16 protein-coding genes are annotated in these 18,706 nt (G+C 61.2%); 11 read left to right on the top strand and 5 right to left on the bottom strand.

All coding sequences use genetic code 11. The features are described from left to right. The first annotated feature begins 109 nt into the window (after window positions 1–109). Window positions 110–655, top strand: coding sequence for a hypothetical protein (locus tag ACY4LX_RS00660; protein WP_463258906.1), 546 nt, complete (start codon window positions 110–112; stop codon window positions 653–655). Between the two features lie 55 nt (window positions 656–710). Here the strand turns inward: ACY4LX_RS00660 and ACY4LX_RS00655 are convergent, their stop codons facing one another. From ACY4LX_RS00655 to aspA, 3 genes are all read right to left on the bottom strand, one after another. Next, window positions 711–1,715, bottom strand: a complete 1,005-nt coding sequence (locus ACY4LX_RS00655; RefSeq protein WP_463258905.1) for an asparaginase — start codon at window positions 1,713–1,715, stop codon at window positions 711–713. A 99-nt stretch (window positions 1,716–1,814) separates the two neighbouring features. Next, the gene (locus ACY4LX_RS00650) at window positions 1,815–3,266 is read right to left on the bottom strand and encodes an alanine/glycine:cation symporter family protein (RefSeq protein ID WP_463258904.1); all 1,452 of its coding nucleotides are present in this window, start codon (window positions 3,264–3,266) and stop codon (window positions 1,815–1,817) included. Window positions 3,267–3,730: 464 nt separating this feature from the next. Beyond that, entirely contained in the window at window positions 3,731–5,155 is a 1,425-nt protein-coding gene (gene aspA, locus ACY4LX_RS00645; protein ID WP_133835321.1) for an aspartate ammonia-lyase, read from the bottom strand. Window positions 5,156–5,335: 180 nt separating this feature from the next. Here aspA and ACY4LX_RS00640 point away from each other — a divergent pair, with 180 nt between their 5' ends. The 5 genes from ACY4LX_RS00640 to ACY4LX_RS00620 all read left to right on the top strand — a co-directional run bounded on the left by ACY4LX_RS00640 (window position 5,336) and on the right by ACY4LX_RS00620 (window position 9,144). Further along, window positions 5,336–6,253 (top strand): LysR substrate-binding domain-containing protein, encoded by a 918-nt coding sequence (locus ACY4LX_RS00640; RefSeq protein WP_463258903.1) that lies wholly within the window; start codon window positions 5,336–5,338, stop codon window positions 6,251–6,253. Window positions 6,254–6,581: 328 nt separating this feature from the next. Then, window positions 6,582–7,073, top strand: a complete 492-nt coding sequence (gene purE / locus ACY4LX_RS00635; protein WP_019694319.1) for a 5-(carboxyamino)imidazole ribonucleotide mutase — start codon at window positions 6,582–6,584, stop codon at window positions 7,071–7,073. A gap of 11 nt (window positions 7,074–7,084) precedes the next feature. Beyond that, complete coding sequence (locus ACY4LX_RS00630; protein WP_149659418.1) at window positions 7,085–8,167, top strand: 5-(carboxyamino)imidazole ribonucleotide synthase; 1,083 nt, start codon at window positions 7,085–7,087, stop codon at window positions 8,165–8,167. Between the two features lie 105 nt (window positions 8,168–8,272). Continuing rightward, on the top strand, window positions 8,273–8,518 hold the full coding sequence (locus tag ACY4LX_RS00625) for a GlsB/YeaQ/YmgE family stress response membrane protein (protein ID WP_149659419.1): 246 nt from the start codon (window positions 8,273–8,275) through the stop codon (window positions 8,516–8,518). 89 nt (window positions 8,519–8,607) lie between these two features. Next, window positions 8,608–9,144: a DUF3299 domain-containing protein gene (locus ACY4LX_RS00620; protein ID WP_149659420.1), complete on the top strand. Its 537-nt coding sequence runs from the start codon at window positions 8,608–8,610 to the stop codon at window positions 9,142–9,144. A gap of 112 nt (window positions 9,145–9,256) precedes the next feature. Here ACY4LX_RS00620 and ACY4LX_RS00615 read toward each other — a convergent pair whose 3' ends face one another. Both ACY4LX_RS00615 and ACY4LX_RS00610 read right to left on the bottom strand, forming a co-directional pair. Next, a complete protein-coding gene (locus tag ACY4LX_RS00615; RefSeq protein ID WP_463258902.1) occupies window positions 9,257–10,156 on the bottom strand; it encodes a D-hexose-6-phosphate mutarotase in 900 nt (299 codons plus the stop codon). 58 nt (window positions 10,157–10,214) lie between these two features. Continuing rightward, entirely contained in the window at window positions 10,215–10,619 is a 405-nt protein-coding gene (locus ACY4LX_RS00610) for an acyl-CoA thioesterase (RefSeq protein ID WP_007896491.1), read from the bottom strand. A 368-nt stretch (window positions 10,620–10,987) separates the two neighbouring features. On the opposite strand from ACY4LX_RS00610, the gene ACY4LX_RS00605 reads away from it, so the two are divergent. The 5 genes from ACY4LX_RS00605 to pstB all read left to right on the top strand — a co-directional run bounded on the left by ACY4LX_RS00605 (window position 10,988) and on the right by pstB (window position 18,655). Further along, window positions 10,988–12,286 (top strand): MFS transporter, encoded by a 1,299-nt coding sequence (locus tag ACY4LX_RS00605; RefSeq protein WP_149659422.1) that lies wholly within the window; start codon window positions 10,988–10,990, stop codon window positions 12,284–12,286. A gap of 234 nt (window positions 12,287–12,520) precedes the next feature. Beyond that, entirely contained in the window at window positions 12,521–13,522 is a 1,002-nt protein-coding gene (locus tag ACY4LX_RS00600) for a phosphate ABC transporter substrate-binding protein PstS (protein ID WP_149659423.1), read from the top strand. 487 nt (window positions 13,523–14,009) lie between these two features. After that, on the top strand, window positions 14,010–16,043 hold the full coding sequence (locus ACY4LX_RS00595; protein WP_463260667.1) for an ABC transporter permease subunit: 2,034 nt from the start codon (window positions 14,010–14,012) through the stop codon (window positions 16,041–16,043). Window positions 16,044–16,058: 15 nt separating this feature from the next. Next, window positions 16,059–17,729, top strand: a complete 1,671-nt coding sequence (gene pstA / locus ACY4LX_RS00590) for a phosphate ABC transporter permease PstA (protein ID WP_463258901.1) — start codon at window positions 16,059–16,061, stop codon at window positions 17,727–17,729. Window positions 17,730–17,821: 92 nt separating this feature from the next. Continuing rightward, a complete protein-coding gene (gene pstB / locus ACY4LX_RS00585) occupies window positions 17,822–18,655 on the top strand; it encodes a phosphate ABC transporter ATP-binding protein PstB (protein ID WP_149659426.1) in 834 nt (277 codons plus the stop codon). Window positions 18,656–18,706 lie beyond the last annotated feature (51 nt).

The following is an 18,706-nucleotide window of genomic DNA, read 5'->3' as shown; positions in this document are numbered from 1 at the left end:
AGTTGCATGCCGCCCCGGTGGGCGCCTGCTTGCCGCCGATAGCCGATTGGTGCAACCTGCCTGCCATTCACCCTCGGGTGGCGTGGCAAACAACCATAAAGGACTAGGTATGACATTCACTCCATCGCGCTCCATCCTCCTGGCCTCCAGCCTGTTGCTCAGCTCGCTGTGCTTTGCCGAAGGCGAGCCGGCCGACGGCAGCAGCATCAAGGATTCGGCCAAGGCGGCGGTCTCGTCGGCGATTTCGGCCGGCAAGAACCTGTTGGGCGGGGTCAGTGAAGGGGTGCTCGATGGGCGTCAATCGGCACAAGGCGTTGATGGCGCTGCGATCGTTTCCTCTCGCGAACAAATGAAGGACCGCATCAATGTTCAAGTGCTGAAGACCGAGGCCGTCGGCGACACGTTTATTGTCACCCTGGGCTTCAAGAACAGCAGCGACAGCCAACTGCGCTTGATCAATCTCAAGCAGACCGGCGCCTTGCTGGCGATCGATCAGGACGGTTACGCCAACGGGCTGACCGCCAGCCTGGATAACCCGGATGAGGTCACCGTTCCGCCCAAAGCGGCGGTACGCCAGAAATTCACCTTTGAAGGGCCGATCGAGACGTCCACCACGGTGCGTGTGTGGGGCCAGGATTATCAGGTCAAGAAGTAAGCCGCGCGGCTAGCCGGCGCCTGCCACCTCGCAGGCGCCGACAAATCGCGATGGATCAGCTCAACTCGCCACACAGATCCAGTTCGACCAGGCGTCGCACGTCGGCGTTATCCAGGTCGGCGCCGAGCAGCGCATGGAGCTTGCCGAACGCCGCTTCTCGGGTCATGCCGCCGCCCGACAACACGCCGACACCGCGCAGGCGACTGCCCGCCTCATACACATCCAGCTCGACCCCGCCTTCATGGCACTGCGTCACCGCCACCACCACCACGCCGTTGTCCCGCGCCCGTTCCAGCGCGGCGAGAAACTCAGGGTTATCACTTGGCCCGGTACCGCTGCCGTAGCACTCCAACACCAAGCCTTGAATGCCGCTGTCGAGCAGGCCATTCAGCACGTCGGCACCAATGCCGGGGAACAGCGGCAGTACCGCGACGTTCGCCAATTGCTTGGGTTGGTTGTAGGTCAGCGCTGCCGGCAGAGAAGCCGCCTTCACGCCGCCACCCTGACGCTCAAGCCGCTTGAACGGATGACGACCGAAACTGCGCACCTTCGCGCAACGGGTCGGGTCCAGCAGTTCGCCGTGGAAGTACAGGTGCACGCCCGGCGCCAGACCATGGCCCAAGGCAACCAGCGCGCCACTGAGGTTTTCCCAGGCATCGCTGTCAGTCACGCCGGCCGGCAGCATCGAGCCGGTGAAACACACGCGGGCATGCAGGTCGAGCAACTGGAAGCTCATGGCGGCGGCGCTGTAGGCGAGGGTGTCGGTGCCGTGCAGGATCAGCACACTGTCGCAGCCCTGGACATCCACGGCATCGACCACCGCTTCGCGCAGTTGCTGCCAATAGGCCGGGGTCATGTTGGCGCTGTCGATCAGCGGGCTCATCTCGCGAAAGCGCCACTGTGGCACCACCAGCTCTGGTTGGCTGTGCAGGTAGTCGCGCATCCGCACTTCGAAACCGGATGCCGGGGCCAGGCCGTGGGCGCTGGCTTGCATGCCGATGGTGCCGCCGGTGTAGAGCACCATGACGTGCTGGGCGGCAGGGTAGGTCGAGGCATTCATGGAGGTTCTCCGAAAGCGAAAACAACATACGACCGAGCATGACGCCGGCCGTACGTTGTGTCACGTCGGGCGCAGGGGAGGCGCCCGGTTTTTTACCGATCAGCGTTGCGCTGCGGGTACGCCTTGCGGCTCAACGGCTGCTTTTGGCGCAGCGGCTGGCGGGTTGGCTGGCCAGGCTTGCAGGTCCAGGTCCAGATCCGGGAACTTGCTCGAATCGAACACCGGGGTCTTGATGCCGGCGGCACGCTGGTCATCGTAGTCACGCAGGATGCGCATGCCGACCTTGAACAGCAGGAACAGCGCGATCAGGTTCACGAACGCGAGCATGGTCATGGTGATGTCGGCGAAGGCGAACACCGTGCCGAGGTTTTCGATGGCACCCCAGAAGATCAACACCAATACCAGGGCACGGTAGCCGATCAGCGCCCAGCGGTTTTCACCGATCATGAAGCGCAGGTTGCTCTCGCCCAGGTAGTAGTTGTAGAGGATCGAGGTGAACACGAACAACGACAGGGCCACGGAGATGAAGCTGCGGCCCCAGTCTCCGACCACGGCCGCCAGGGAGTTCTGGGTCAGGGCAATGCCGTCGCCTTCGAAGCCAGGGGTGTAGAAGCCCGAGAGCAGGATCAGCAACGCGGTGCAGGTGCAGATCACGAAGGTGTCGAGGAACACGCTGAACGCCTGAACCACGCCTTGTGCCACCGGGTGCTCGACCGAAGCGACCGCCGCCACGTTTGGCGCACTGCCCAGGCCCGCTTCGTTGGCGAACACGCCACGCTTCACGCCCATGACGATGGCGCTGCCGATCAGGCCGCCGAAGGCCTGGTCCAGACCGAAGGCGCTTTTGACGATGGTCATGAGCATCGCTGGAACGTGGTCGAATTGCAGCACGATCACGTAAAGGGTCACGCCGATGTACACCAGGGTTTTCACCGGCACCAGCAGGTCAGCAACCTTGGCGATGCGCTTGATGCCTCCGATGAACACCAGGCCCAGCAGCACCGCCAGCGCGAGGCCGGTGTAGGTGGTGTCGAGGCCGAACGCGTTGTTCAGCGAGTGGGTCACGGCGTGGGATTGCAGGCCGTTGAACGCGAAACCGAAGGTGATCAGCAGCAGGAACGCCATGATCATCCCCAACCAGCGTTTCTGCAGGCCATGCTGGATGTAATAGGACGGGCCGCCACGGTAAGTGCCGTCGGAGTCGCAGCGCTTATAGAGCTGGCCGAGGGAGCATTCGAAGAAGCTGCTGGACATGCCGACCAGCGCGGTCACCCACATCCAGAACACCGCACCTGGCCCGCCGAGGGTCACGGCGATGCCGACACCGGCGATGTTGCCCGCACCGACGCGGCCGGCGAGGCTGAGCATCAGGGCCTGGAATGAACTGAGTTGCCCGGCGCTGCTTTTGAGGCTGTCACGGAATACCGCAAACATGTGGAAGAAGTGGCGCAATTGAACGAAACGCGAGCGGATCGTGAAGTAGCTACCGAGCCCGACAATGAGCACGATCAGTACTTTCCCTGAGAGGAAGTCGTTGATGACTTCGAGCATGGATTATTCCTCGCTGTTTTTTGTTTAAGCAAATGCTGGAGAGGCAGAAACATCGCGTTACACCGACGTGCGCAAGGCATGACAGGTGAGGCGAGGGTTCGTCCCGGTTCCATATCGCGGGTTGTTATTAGTTCGGGTTTCGCATGGGTTTGGGCCTCGTTACCGACGACCGCTCACGCGAAGAGGGGCGGCACTATACCTATCAGTGCGACGCCCGTCTGCACGGTTGTGGTGCAAGCGATGAAACGAGGTCCTTTCTCTTGCAGGAGCATGCTTGCCCGCGATGGCGATTTTGCGGGCGCCATCGCGGGCAAGCCTTGCTCCTACAGAAGTCGATCCAGGCACGATCTGTACGGTCGGGCCTGTAAACAGTTAAAAAAAAGGGCTCGGGGAACAAATCCCCAAGCCCTCAAAAGGTGAGAGGTGTCTAGTCCCTCGACCTGGTGAGCGTGTGCAGCGTTTGATCAAGCCTTGAGCGGGACCAGACGCGGAGCAATCATGTTTTCCGGGCGCAGGATGTCGGCGAGCATTTCGTCGTCGAGCAAGCCTTCTTCGCGCACCAGTTCCAGCACGCCGCGCCCGCTTTCGAGGGCGATACGGGCGATGCGGGTGGCGTTTTCATAGCCGATGTACGGGTTCAGCGCGGTGACCAGGCCAATCGAGTGCTCGACCAGTTCGCGGCAGCGCTCTTCGTTGGCGGTGATGCCGACGATGCAGTGCTCGCGCAGCATGTCCATGGCGCGTTGCAGCAGGCGGATCGAGTCGAAGATCTTGAACGCGATCAGCGGCTCCATCACGTTCAGTTGCAACTGGCCGCCTTCGGCCGCGATGGTCAGGGCCAGGTCGTTGCCGATGATCTGGAACGCCACCTGGTTAACCGCTTCCGGAATCACCGGGTTGACCTTGCCAGGCATGATCGAGCTGCCTGGCTGACGTGCCGGCAGGTTGATTTCGTTGATGCCGGTGCGTGGGCCGCTGGACAGCAGGCGCAGGTCGTTGCAGATCTTCGACAGCTTGACCGCGGTGCGCTTGAGCATGCCGGAGAACAGCACGAAGGCGCCCATGTCGGAAGTGGCTTCGATCAGGTCGGCGGCCGGCACCAGCGGTTGACCGCTGATCAGGGCCAGGCGCTGCACGGCCAGGTGCTGGTAACGCGGGTCAGCGTTGATGCCGGTGCCGATGGCGGTGCCGCCCAGGTTCACTTCAGTCAGCAGTTCCGGGGCCAGCGTCTTCAGACGGGCCAGGTCTTCGCCCAGCGTGGTGGCGAACGCGCGGAATTCCTGGCCGAGGGTCATCGGCACGGCGTCTTGCAGTTGGGTACGGCCCATCTTCAATACGTGGCTGAACTCAACACCTTTGGCAGCGAACGCCTGGATCAGGCTGTCGAGGCTGGCCAGCAGCGCGTCGTGACCCAACAGCAGACCCAGGCGGATCGCGGTCGGATAGGCGTCGTTGGTCGACTGCGCCATGTTCACGTCGTTGTTCGGGTGCAGGTATTGGTATTCGCCCTTCTGGTGACCCATGGCCTCCAGCGCGATGTTGGCGATGACTTCGTTGGCATTCATGTTGGTCGAAGTGCCAGCGCCGCCTTGAATCATGTCCACCACGAACTCTTCGTGGAAATCGCCGCGGATCAGTCGTGCACAGGCTTCGCTGATGGCAGCGTGCTTGGCTTCGCTCAGGTGACCCAGCTCGCGGTTGGCATCAGCGGCGGCTTGTTTAACCATCGCCAGGCCGACCACCAGTTTCGGGTAATGCGAAATCGGAACGCCGGAGAGACGGAAGTTGTTCACCGCTCGCAGGGTCTGGATGCCGTAATACGCTTGAGCAGGTACTTCGAGTACGCCAAGCAGGTCTTTTTCTGTGCGGAAAGATGCAGCGGAGGACATGATAGAAATCATCTCAATATGGACCCGGACTGTGCCGGAACGCTGCGAATGCTAGGCTTGTGGAGATTTTTGGGCCAATGCTGTTAAGCGCTGGCCTATGCACATTCGGCATAATGCCCGTGTGACGTCGCGTGTGCGGCGAGCGTGTGACCTAAATTGGTGCGTGTCCGGGAGGATCTGATGAATCTGGAAAGCAAATGGCTGGAGGACTTTAGTGCCCTGGCCGCCACCCGCAGCTTTTCCCAGGCTGCGGAACGCCGTTTTGTGACCCAGCCTGCGTTTAGCCGACGGATCCGCAGCCTGGAAGCCGCGTTGGGGCTGCAATTGGTCAACCGCTCGCGCACGCCGGTCGAGCTGACGGCGGCGGGGCAATTGTTCCTGGTGACCGCACGGACGGTGGTCGAGCAGTTGGGCGAAGTGCTGCGCCATCTGCATCACCTGGAAGGCGGGCAGGGCGAGGTGATGCAGGTGGCGGCCGCTCACTCGCTGGCGCTGGGGTTCTTTCCGCGCTGGATTGCGCAGTTGCGTAATGAAGGCCTGAACATTGCCACGCGGCTGGTGGCCACCAACGTCGGCGACGCGGTGCATGCGCTTCGGGAGGGCGGTTGTGACTTGATGCTGGCGTTCTACGACCCGGACGCGGCCATGCAGATGGACCCGGAGATTTTCCCGTCGTTGCACCTGGGCCATACCGAGATGCTGCCGGTGTGCGCCGCTGATGCCGAGGGCAAACCGTTATTCGATCTGGAAGGCGAAGGCAGTGTGCCGCTGCTGGCCTACAGCGCCGGCGCGTTTCTTGGTCGTTCGGTGAACATGTTGCTGCGCCAGCGGGCGCTACGTTTCACCACCATTTATGAGACCGCCATGGCTGACAGCCTGAAAAGCATGGCGCTGGAAGGCCTGGGCATTGCCTGGGTGCCGCAACTGAGCGTGCGCGCCGAACTGGCGCGCGGTGAACTGGTGGTGTGCGGCGGCCCGCAATGGCATGTGCCGCTGGAGATTCGTTTGTACCGCTGCGCGCTGGTGCGCAAGGCGAATGTGCGGTTGTTGTGGCGCAAGCTTGAAGGCGGCGCCGCGCAAGGCACGACCGGGCAATGATCGTTCCCACGCTCTGCGTGGGAATGCAGCCTGGGACGCTCCGCGTCCCAAAAAGCGTGACGCAGAGCGTCACAGGAGGCGTTGCCCCGCAGAGCGTGGGAACGATCGATTTACGCTGTTTTTCGCTGACCTTCGAGTCAATAAAACCGGCACTTTGCGCCGGATGACAGATGGTCGTCCCGGGGGCTGTTTATCTGCTTCATTGAGGTATACTGCGCGGCCTTCGGCCGGTTCGTCCGGCCATTTTTCGTACAATCAAGCCACGCATTTCTGCGTGGCTTGTTGTTTTTGACGCGCCTGCGGGCGCCCAGAGAGAAGAGGCACGACGATGAGTGCACTGGTTGGCGTGATCATGGGCTCCAAGTCCGATTGGTCCACCCTTAGCCACACCGCCGATATGCTGGAAAAGCTCGGCATCCCTTACGAGGTGAAAGTGGTCTCTGCCCACCGCACCCCGGACCTGCTGTTCCAGTACGCCGAAGAGGCCGAGGCGCGTGGCATCGAGGTGATCATCGCCGGTGCCGGTGGCGCGGCCCACCTGCCAGGCATGTGTGCGGCCAAGACCCACCTGCCGGTGCTGGGCGTTCCGGTGCAGTCGTCGATGCTGTCCGGCGTCGACTCGCTGCTGTCGATCGTGCAGATGCCCGCGGGCATTCCGGTCGCCACCCTGGCCATCGGCAAGGCTGGCGCGATCAACGCAGCCCTGCTGTCGGCGAGTATCCTCGGCGCCAAGCACCCGCAGTTCCACGCGGTGCTGAAAACCTTCCGTGCTGAGCAGACAGACAGCGTCCTGGACAATCCAGACCCACGCATCGCCTGAGGTTGTTGACGATGAAAATCGGTGTAATCGGTGGCGGCCAGTTGGGCCGCATGTTGGCGCTGGCGGGCACTCCGCTGGGCATGAACTTCGCTTTCCTCGACCCGGCGCCGGACGCTTGCGCGGCTGCGTTGGGCGAACACCTGCGGGCCGATTACGGCGATCAGGATCACCTGCGCCAACTGGCCGATGAAGTCGATCTGGTGACCTTCGAGTTCGAAAGCGTCCCGGCCGAAACCGTGGCCTTCCTCTCGCAATTCGTCCCGGTCTACCCGAGCGCCGAAGCCCTGCGCATCGCCCGTGATCGCTGGTTCGAGAAGAGCATGTTCAAGGACCTGGGGATTCCCACCCCGGCGTTCGCCGACATCCAGTCGCAAGCTGATCTGGACGCTGCCGTGGCTTCCATCGGTCTGCCGGCCGTGTTGAAAACCCGCACGCTGGGTTACGACGGCAAGGGCCAGAAAGTCCTGCGCAAACCGGAAGACGTGGTCGGCACCTTCGCCGAACTGGGCAGCGTCGCTTGCCTGCTGGAAGGCTTCGTGCCGTTCACCGGCGAAGTCTCGCTGATCGCCGTGCGTGCTCGCGATGGCGAAACCCGCTTCTATCCGCTGGTTCACAACACCCACGACAGCGGCATCCTCAAGCTGTCCGTGGCCAGCACCGATCACCCGCTGCAAGCCCTGGCGCAAGACTATTCCAGCCGTGTGCTCAAGCAGCTGAATTACGTCGGCGTGATGGCGTTCGAGTTCTTTGAAGTCGACGGTGGCCTCAAAGCCAACGAAATCGCCCCGCGCGTGCACAACTCCGGGCACTGGACCACCGAAGGCGCCGAGTGCAGCCAGTTCGAAAACCACCTGCGGGCCGTTGCCGGTCTGCCGTTGGGTTCGACAGCCAAGATTGGCGAGAGCGCGATGCTCAATTTCATCGGCGTTGTTCCGCCGGTCGAGAAAGTGATCGCCATCGACGACTGCCATTTGCACCACTACGGCAAGGCGTTCAAGGCCGGGCGCAAGGTTGGTCACGCCAACCTGCGTTGCGCCGATCGCGAGACCCTCGCGGCGCAGATCCTCAAGGTCGAAGCGCTGATCGCCGAATAGTTTCATGTGGCAGCGGCGGAACCTTCAGAGTCCGCCGTTCTCTGATGGCAGGATGCCAAAGTCTGTCTAGGCTTTGGCATAACCAACCAATCAGAGGGAAATGCCATGGGAATTATCGGAACCATCTTTATCGGCTTGATCGTCGGCCTGCTGGCTCGGTTCCTGAAACCGGGCGATGATAGCATGGGTTGGATCATGACCATCCTGCTCGGTATCGGCGGTTCGCTGGCGGCCACTTATGGCGGCCAGGCTCTGGGCATCTACCAGGCTGGCCAGGGCGCAGGCTTCCTCGGTGCGCTGGTTGGCGCCGTGGTGTTGCTGGTGCTCTACGGCTTGATCAAAAAGAACTGATTGATGCGACAAAGCCCTCTCTGCTGCGCAGGCAGAGAGGGCTAGAATGCTCGCCATTCATACCGTCCTTTCTTATGTCGAGCACCTCCATGCGCCGTCTTCTGCTGACTATCCTTTTATTGGGCTCGGGCCTTGCCCATGCCGGCGAGCTGCCGGAAACCGACTGGCTGGAGCTGATGCCCAAGTCGGACCAGAAAGCCCTCGAGGCCATGCCCGAAATCGACCACAACACCCCCGAAGGCGATGGCACCTTTACCTCAAAGGGTGGCATGAAGCAGAGCAAGGGCCTGCCGGCGGTGATGTACTCGACCAAAACCGTGCCGTCGATGAACGACAAGAACATCCGCATCGGTGGTTACCCGGTGCCGCTGGAGTCCGACGCCAAGGGTCGCAGCACGCTGTTTTTCCTGGTGCCGTACCCGGGCGCCTGCATCCACGTACCGCCACCGCCGCCTAACCAGTTGGTGCTGGTGCGTTATCCGAAAGGCTTGAAGCTGGACGATATCTACACACCGCTGTGGGTGACGGGCACGCTCAAGATCGAGAAGGTCAACAACGACCTGGCTGACGCGGCGTATGCGCTGGATGCGGCGAAGGTGCGGGTGGTGAAAGAATCAGATTTGTAGCGTTTGGTAGATCGATTCGCGGGCAAGCCTCGCTCCTACAGGGGCGAGGTCCGACCACGAAAATTGTGGCGGCACCAATCCCCTGTAGGAGCGAGGCTTGCCCGCGAAGCTTTTAAAGCGGTTTGCTACCGATGCTCACACCCAGGGTATGACTGGCACCCGCCGCCAAGTTCACCACGTCATCCATCACATTCGCGGTCTCGATGCACAACATGCGCTGCCAGCCATCGTCGGCCATGTCGCTGAACGCCGCCGCGCGATCGATCCACGGGTTCCAGATCACCGCCGTGCGCGAACCGCTGCTGGTCAGCTCGATGCGCCGTTCCCAGGCCGCGTCGACAAGGCTCAGCTTCGACGGGGTATTCAGGTAGATACGGTCTGTCTCGCCCGTAAAGGCCAGATCCCCGGCCTGAGTGACCGTGCTCCAGTCCTTCGTCGTATCGATGTAACTCAAGCCATCCAGCCCTTCAACCTGCACGTTGCGCACATCGCTGACGGCGAAATAGCTGTGCAGCGCCTGGCTGATCGACACGGTCTCAGCACCGCGGTTGTGGCTGGTCAGGCTGATGTGCAGTTGCTCGTCCAGACGAATGCTCAACGTCAAGTCCACCTGATGCGGCCAGCCCGGGAAACCACCTTCGGGGTACGGCAGGAGGAACTCCACGTTCAGGCTTTCGCCCTCGGTTTCGATGCCACCCAGCTCCCAATCCGTCGCCCGGACAAAACCATGGGCGCCCGCCGGCTCGTTGCTGACGCGCATGGCCTTGACGCTCGGCGGGTTGCGATCGAAGTTGCCGAACCACGGCCAGCAGATCGGCACACCGGCGCGGATGCTTTTGCCGGTCTTGAACACGGCCTCGTCGTTGAGCCAGATCAGCGGCGGTTGGCCGGCCAATTGGTAACTGAGGATGTGCGCGCCTTGCTGGGCCACCAGCAATTCGGCCTGACCGTGGCGGATGCGCCAGCAGTTCAGTTCATCCAGTTTGACGGCTTCAACGTTGGGCGTGCTCATGGGGACAACTCTCAATCAGGATCAATGACTGCAATGGACCGCAAAACCCGCGCCGTGTTTAACGTGCGCGGGGCGGAACCGAACGGGTGCGACCGCTGCCGTCGATGGCGACGAACACGAACACCGCTTCAGTCACCTTACGCCACTCGCTGGACAGCGGATCGTCGCTCCAGACCTCGACCATCATCTGGATCGAGCTGCGGCCGATTTCCAGCGCCTGGGTATAGAAGGAAAGCTGCGCGCCCACTGCCACCGGCACCAGGAACGCCATGCGGTCGATGGCAACGGTCGCCACGCGGCCGCCGGCGACCTTGCTGGCCATCGCGGTGCCGGCCAAATCCATCTGCGCCACCAGCCAGCCGCCGAAAATATCGCCAAAGCCGTTGGTTTCGCGCGGGAGCGCGGTGATTTGCAGGGCCAGGTCGCCTTGCGGGATCGGATCTTCTTGTTCGAGCTCTATCATGCCGGGGGTGCCTCTGACCCGTGACTCTTCATTAGTACTTCAAGGTGAATAGCCGTCTCAGAAAAAACGATTCAGCCCCGAACATACTACGTTCGTCACGTTTTTCATAAGGCGCCTAAAGGGAAACTCTGCGAAATCGCCTGTGAAGCCTGGCAGGCGTTTTCGCACAGCAACCCCTTACAAAAGCAGGTGCAAGGTTGCGAGTATATCGGTCGGTAGACTCCGAGACGACCGTCCGGTTCTCATTTCGACCGTCAAATACGCACCTCTATGTGCTTTTTCGAACAATTTGCTATCGTGCCGGACCTGCCCAAGCCTCCGCCAGCGTTGTTGGGGTTGCAGATCCGACTATAAGAGAAGCCCTTGCCATGACCACAGCGCCCTCGAGCACTGCGCAGCCGACGCAATCCGCACGTCCGTTGTCCCGCAATGATTACAAGACCTTGTCGCTGTCCGCCTTGGGCGGCGCGCTGGAGTTTTACGACTTCATCATCTTCGTGTTCTTCGCCACGGTGGTCGGCAAACTGTTCTTTCCGGCCGACATGCCCGAGTGGCTGCGCCTGATGCAGACCTTCGGCATCTTCGCCGCCGGCTACCTGGCACGGCCGTTGGGCGGCATCGTCATGGCGCACTTCGGTGACCTGCTGGGGCGCAAGAAAATGTTCACCCTGAGCATTTTCATGATGGCCGTGCCGACGCTGATCATGGGTCTGCTGCCAACCTATGCGCAGATCGGCCTGTGGGCGCCGATCCTGTTGTTGCTGATGCGCGTGATCCAGGGCGCGGCGATTGGCGGGGAAGTGCCCGGGGCCTGGGTCTTCGTTTCCGAACACGTGCCCCAGCGGCACATCGGCTACGCCTGCGGCACCCTGACCTGCGGCCTGACGGCCGGTATCCTCTTGGGTTCGTTGGTGGCCACGGCGATCAACAGTATTTACACCCCGGTGGAAGTCGCGGATTATGCCTGGCGGATCCCGTTCCTGCTGGGCGGCGTGTTCGGCCTGTTCTCGGTCTACCTGCGCCGCTGGTTGCACGAAACCCCGGTGTTCGCCGAGCTGCAACTGCGCAAGGCCCTGGCCGAAGAAGTGCCGCTGCGCGCGGTGCTGCGCGACCATCGCGGGGCGATTCTGATTTCCATGCTGCTGACCTGGTTGCTGTCCGCCGGCATCATCGTCGTCATCCTGATGACCCCGACCGTGCTGCAGACCGTCTACCACTTCTCGCCGACCACCGCATTACAGGCCAACAGCCTGGCCATCGTGTTCCTGAGCCTGGGTTGCGTGGCCTCCGGCGCACTGGCCGACCGCTTCGGCGCCGGCCGGGTGTTCGTGTTCGGCAGCGCCGCGTTGCTGATCAGTTCGTGGACCTTCTACCACAGCCTGTTCAACCACCCGGACTGGCTGTTCCCGATGTACGCCGTGACCGGCCTGCTCGTCGGCACCATCGGCGCCGTGCCGTACGTGATGGTCAAGGCCTTCCCTGCAGTGGTGCGCTTCAGCGGGCTGTCGTTCTCCTACAACCTGGCCTACGCGATTTTTGGTGGACTGACGCCGATGGTTGTGACGTTGCTGCTCAAGGAGAGCCCGATGGGGCCGGCCTATTACGTGGCGATTATTTGTGGGGTCGGGATTTTGGTGGGTGCGTATCTTTGGAAGGAGGGGCGTTAAGCCAGCAACCGATCGTTCCCACGCTCTGCGTGGGAATGCATTCCGTGACGCTCCGCGTCACATCTCACAGCGGACGCAGAGCGTCCCAGGATGCATTCCCACGCAGAGCGTGGGAACGATCTGTCACGACATGCTGGCCTTTCATCCAATTGTCATATTTCAGCCATAGAGTGTTCACACGGCCTGCTGATACTTGGCCCCGACTTAACACACCCTATCTGCTAGGAGTAAGGCATGAAACTGAAGCGTTTGATGGCGGCAATGACTTTTGTCGCTGCTGGCGTTGCGACTGCCAACGCGTTCGCCGCTGTTGACCCTGCGATCCCGAGCTACACCAAGACCACTGGTGTATCGGGCAACCTGTCCAGCGTCGGCTCCGATACCCTGGCCAACCTCATGACCCTGTGGGCTGAGAACTACAAAAAAGAATACCCGAACGTAAACATCCAGATTCAGGCCGCTGGCTCCGCCACTGCGCCACCTGCGCTGACTGAAGGCACCTCTAACCTGGGCCCGATGAGCCGCAAGATGAAGGACACCGAACTGGCGGCCTTCGAGCAGAAGTACGGCTACAAGCCAACCGCTATCCCGGTTGCCGTGGACGCCCTGGCTGTTTTCGTACACAAAGACAACCCGATCCAGCACCTGACCATGGAACAAGTCGACGCGATCTTCTCGTCCACTCGTCTGTGCGGCGCTAAAGCCGACGTTAAAACCTGGGGCGACCTGGGTGTGACCGGCGACCTGGCCAACAAGCCGGTTCAGCTGTTCGGTCGTAACTCGGTGTCCGGCACCTACGGCTACTTCAAAGAAGAAGCCCTGTGCAAAGGCGACTACAAGCCAAACGTCAACGAACAACCAGGTTCGGCTTCGGTCGTGCAGTCGATCAGCTCCTCGCTGAACGGCATCGGTTACTCGGGCATCGGCTACAAAACCGCTAGCGTGAAAACCGTGGCTCTGTCGAAGAAGGGCAGCACTGAATTCATCGAAGACAGCGAAGAAAACGCCCTGAACGGCAAATACCCGTTGTCGCGTTTCCTCTACGTGTATGTCAACAAAGCCCCGAACAAGCCTCTGGCCCCGCTGGAAGCCGAGTTCGTGAAACTGGTTCTGTCCAAACAGGGCCAGGAAGTTGTAGTGAAAGACGGCTACATCCCACTGCCGGCCAAGGTTGCTGCAAAAGCACTGGCTGACCTGGGTCTGGCGGAAGGCGGCGCTGAAGTCGCAAAAAAGTAAAACCCTAGGTCCGGGGTAAACCTGGACCTGTAGGAGCGAAGCTTGCTCGCGAAAGCGGTGGGTCAGTCAACATTGATGTTGAATGTAACGACCCCTTCGCGGGCAAGCCTCGCTCCTACAAATGCCGGTCAATACCGGCTCCCAAATTTCCGGTCCTCTGCCAGTTCCCGCTGGCGGCGGATTTGTTGCGTCACTGCATTGTCATCTTTCTGTCATACAGGATCGCTAGGGTGTGCGCATGAATGATCTGGCCAATTCCACCATGACTAACAATCCCCCCAAGCGAATTGACTTCAATACGCCTGAACTGCAACGCAAGCGTCGCATCCGCGCGCTCAAAGATCGCCTGACCCGCTGGTACGTGCTCATTGGCGGTCTCGCCGTCCTCGGTGCGATCACGCTGATCTTCTTCTTCCTTGGTTACGTCGTCTTTCCCCTGTTTCAGGGGGCTGATCTGACGGCCAAGGACGCCATCACGCCTGCCTGGATGCAAGACGCCGGCAAGCCGCTGATGATCTCTCTGGAAGAACAGAACCAGGTCGCCATGCGGGTTTCCGACAAGGGCCAGGCTCTTTTCTTCGATATCGACAGTGGCGCCGAACTGCGGCGCGTCGATCTGCCAATCCCGGCCGGTACCACCGTGACCTCGATTGGCGAAGACCAGCCTGGCCATCCGCTGGTGGCGGTCGGTCTGTCCAATGGTCAGGTGCTGGTGTTCCGTCACACCTATAAAGTCAGTTACCCCGACGGCAAGAAGACCATCTCACCAGCCGTCGAGTACCCGTACGGCGAAACCCCGATTGCGTTGAACGAAGCGGGCGGTGCGCTGGAGCACGTCAGCCTCAACGCCACCGACACCACGCTGATGCTGGTTGGCTCCACCGGTTCGCAACTCAATGTGCTGTCGCTGACCAGCGAAGAAAACATGATGACCGGTGAAGTCACCAACGAGCAGAAGCGTATCGATCTGCCGCAAATGACCGAGCCGGTGAAGAACATCTTCGTCGACCCGCGCCAACAGTGGTTGTACGTGATTAACGGGCGCGCCCAGGCCGATGTGTTCAGCCTGCGCGACAAGAGCCTTAACGGTCGCTACAAATTGCTTGAAGACGGCGAAGCGCAAATCACGGCCAGCACCCAATTGGTGGGCGGTATTTCGCTGATTCTCGGTGACTCCAAGGGTGGCCTGGCCCAGTGGTTTATGGCTCGCGACCCGGATGGCGAACTGCGCCTGAAGCAGATCCGCACCTTCCAGATGGGCACCACGCCGATCGTTGAAATCAGCGCCGAAGAACGTCGCAAAGGTTTTGTTGCCCTCGACGCCTCCGGCAAGCTTGGTGTGTTCCACAGCACCGCGCACCGCACCTTGCTGGTCGATCAGGTGGTCGATGGCCAAGGGATCTTCGGTCTGTCGCCACGGGCTAACCGCCTGATCGTCGAAGCAGGCGGCAAGATTCAACCGCTGCTGCTCGACAACCCGCACCCGGAGGTTTCCTGGAGCGCCCTGTGGAGCAAGGTCTGGTACGAGAACTACGACGAACCTAAATACGTCTGGCAATCGACTGCAGCCAACACTGACTTCGAACCGAAGATGAGTTTGTCGCCGCTGACCTTCGGTACCTTGAAGGCCGCGTTCTACGCCATGTTGCTGGCCGCACCGCTGGCCGTCGCTGCCGCGATCTACACCGCCTACTTCATGGCCCCGAGCTTGCGCCGCAAGGTCAAGCCAGTGATCGAACTGATGGAAGCGATGCCGACGGTGATCCTCGGTTTCTTCGCCGGCCTGTTCCTCGCACCTTATGTGGAAGGGCATTTGCCGGGCATCTTCAGCCTATTGATGCTCCTGCCGATTGGCATCCTGGTGGCCGGTTTCGTCTTCAGTCGCCTGCCTGAGTCGATCCGCCTGAAAGTGCCGGACGGCTGGGAAAGCGCGATCCTGATCCCGGTGATCCTGTTTGTGGGCTGGTTGTCGCTGTACATGAGCCCGTACATGGAAACCTGGTTCTTCGGCGGCGACATGCGCATGTGGATCTCCCACGACCTGGGCATCACCTACGACCAGCGCAACGCCCTGGTAGTCGGCCTGGCCATGGGTTTCGCGGTGATCCCGAACATCTACTCCATCGCCGAAGACGCCGTGTTCAGCGTGCCTCGCGGCCTGACCCTCGGTTCCCTGGCCCTCGGCGCCACGCCGTGGCAGACCATGACCCGCGTGGTGATCCTCACCGCCAGCCCGGGCATTTTCTCGGCACTGATGATCGGCATGGGCCGCGCGGTCGGTGAAACGATGATCGTGCTGATGGCCACCGGTAACACCCCGGTCATGGAAATGAACCTGTTCGAAGGCCTGCGCACCCTGGCGGCCAACGTTGCGGTGGAAATGCCGGAGTCGGAAGTCGGCGGCAGCCACTACCGCGTGCTGTTCCTCTCGGCGCTGGTACTGCTGTTGTTCACCTTCGTCATGAACACCCTCGCCGAGCTGATTCGTCAGCGTCTGCGCAAGAAATACTCGTCGCTTTAAGAAAGGTAGAAGTCTGTGAAACAGAACTCCCTGAATGGATGGTTCAAGAGCGGCGCCCCCGGCGTCTGGATCAGCGGTGGCGCGGTGTCCATCGCGGTCATCATGACCATTGGCTTGCTGGCCGTGATTGCCGTGCGCGGCCTCGGTCACTTCTGGCCGGCGGACCTGATCCACGCCAGCTACGACGTCCCGGGCCAGGCCAATCACCTGGTGATCGGCGAAGTGGTGCAGAAAGAAGAAGTGCCCCGCGAGCGCCTGAAAAGCGCTGGCCTGCCGGTGCCCGATGTGGGCCCGGAGTTCATGACCCGCGAGCTGATCAAGGTCGGCAACCGTGACTTGAACGGCAACGACTTCACCTGGATCGTCGGCGAGTGGCTGACCAACCAGAAGACGCCACCCGAGCTGATGGCCATCGAGCGTCGCGAGTGGGGCAACTTCTACGGTTACCTGGTCAACGTCAAACAGGACGGCAAGGTGATCGCCGAGGGCGAGGCCGCGTGGCCGGAGTTGCAGGCCCGTGTCGATCGCGTCAACAAGCTTGCGGCACAGCTCAAGACCCTGGAGAAATCCGACATCGGCGCGATCAACGCCGGTCTGGAACGTATCCGTCTGCACGGTCGCAAGCTGGAACTGGCCGGCAAACTGGACGCTACCGCGCAAGCGGACATGGACGCCGAAAAGGCTGAGCTGAACGCCCGTTACCAGGACATCGAAGCGCGCCTGAGCGACTTGCACGCCCAGTTCAACCGCGACAGCCTCACCGCTCGCGACGCCAACGGCAAAGAGCTCGAAATCGGCATCGGCAAAGTGGTTCACGCCTACCAGCCGAACGCCATGGGCACCTTTACCAAGATCGGCTTCTACTTTGGCAAGGTCTGGGAATTCCTGTCCGACGACCCGCGCGAAGCGAACACCGAAGGCGGGATCTTCCCGGCGATCTTCGGCACCGTGATGATGACCCTGATCATGGCGATGATCGTGACCCCGTTCGGCGTGCTGGCGGCGGTGTACCTGCGTGAATACGCCAAGCAGAACACGCTGACGCGGATTATCCGCATCGCCGTGAACAACCTGGCGGGCGTCCCGGCCATCGTTTACGGGGTGTTCGGCCTGGGCTTCTTCGTGTACGTACTTGGCGGTTCGCTGGACCGGATCTTCTTCCCCGAAGCCTTGCCGGCACCGACCTTCGGTACGCCAGGCCTGCTCTGGGCTTCGCTGACCCTGGCATTGCTGGCGGTGCCGGTGGTGATCGTGGCCACCGAAGAGGGCCTGGCGCGGATTCCTCGCACCGTGCGTGAAGGCTCGTTGGCCCTCGGCGCGACCAAGGCTGAAACCTTGTGGAAGATCGTGCTGCCGATGGCCAGCCCGGCGATGATGACCGGCATGATCCTCGCCGTGGCCCGCGCCGCTGGTGAAGTGGCGCCGCTGATGCTGGTAGGTGTGGTGAAACTGGCGCCGTCGCTGCCGGTGGACGGCAACTACCCGTACTTGCACCTTGACCAGAAGATCATGCACTTGGGCTTCCATATTTATGACGTCGGCTTCCAGAGCCCGAACGTCGAAGCCGCACGACCGCTGGTGTACGCCACGGCACTGTTGCTGGTGCTGGTGATCGCGACGTTGAACCTGTCGGCGGTCTACATCCGCAACCACCTGCGCGAAAAATACAAAGCGTTGGATAGCTAAAGCCATTAGCCACAAGCGGCAAGCTACACGCCGCTTTTGCTCAAACTTGCAGCTTGCAGCTAAAAGCTTGCAGCTACGAACGGAGTGAGACCATGCAGCACGAAACACATACCCACGGCATCAACATGTCCGCTCTGGGCCGCGACAAACAGAGCCTGAGCCTTGCGCAGGAAACCGTGGCCATCGAAGTGCCGGGCCTGAGCCTGTTCTACGGCGACAAACAAGCGCTGTTCGATGTCAGCATGAACATCCCGAAACAGCGCGTGACCGCCTTCATCGGCCCGTCCGGCTGCGGCAAGTCCACGCTGCTGCGCACCTTCAACCGCATGAACGACCTGGTGGACGGCTGCCGCGTCGAAGGCGCGATCAACCTCTATGGCAACAACATCTACCGCAAGGGCGAAGACGTGGCCGAGCTGCGTCGCCGTGTGGGCATGGTGTTCCAGAAGCCGAACCCGTTCCCGAAAACCATCTACGAAAACGTGGTTTACGGCCTGCGCATCCAGGGCATCAACAAGAAACGCATTCTTGATGAAGCCGTCGAGTGGGCGTTGAAAGGCGCGGCGCTGTGGGATGAGGTCAAAGATCGCCTGCACGAGTCGGCACTCGGCCTGTCCGGTGGTCAGCAGCAACGTCTGGTGATCGCCCGCACCATCGCCGTGGAGCCGGAAGTGCTGCTGCTCGACGAACCGTGCTCGGCCCTCGACCCGATCTCCACGCTGAAAGTCGAAGAGCTGATCTACGAACTGAAATCCAAGTTCACCATTGTCATCGTGACCCACAACATGCAACAGGCTGCGCGGGTTTCCGACTACACGGCGTTCATGTACATGGGCAAACTGGTGGAGTTCGGCGACACCGACACCTTGTTCACCAATCCGGCGAAGAAGCAGACCGAAGATTACATTACCGGCCGGTATGGCTAGGAATAGCTGCAAGCCGCAAGCTTCAAGCGGCAAGTAAAAGCGGTCCGAGTA

The organism is Pseudomonas sp. Emmai, assembly GCF_055179735.1.
This window is presented reverse-complemented; position numbering and strand designations above follow the sequence as displayed.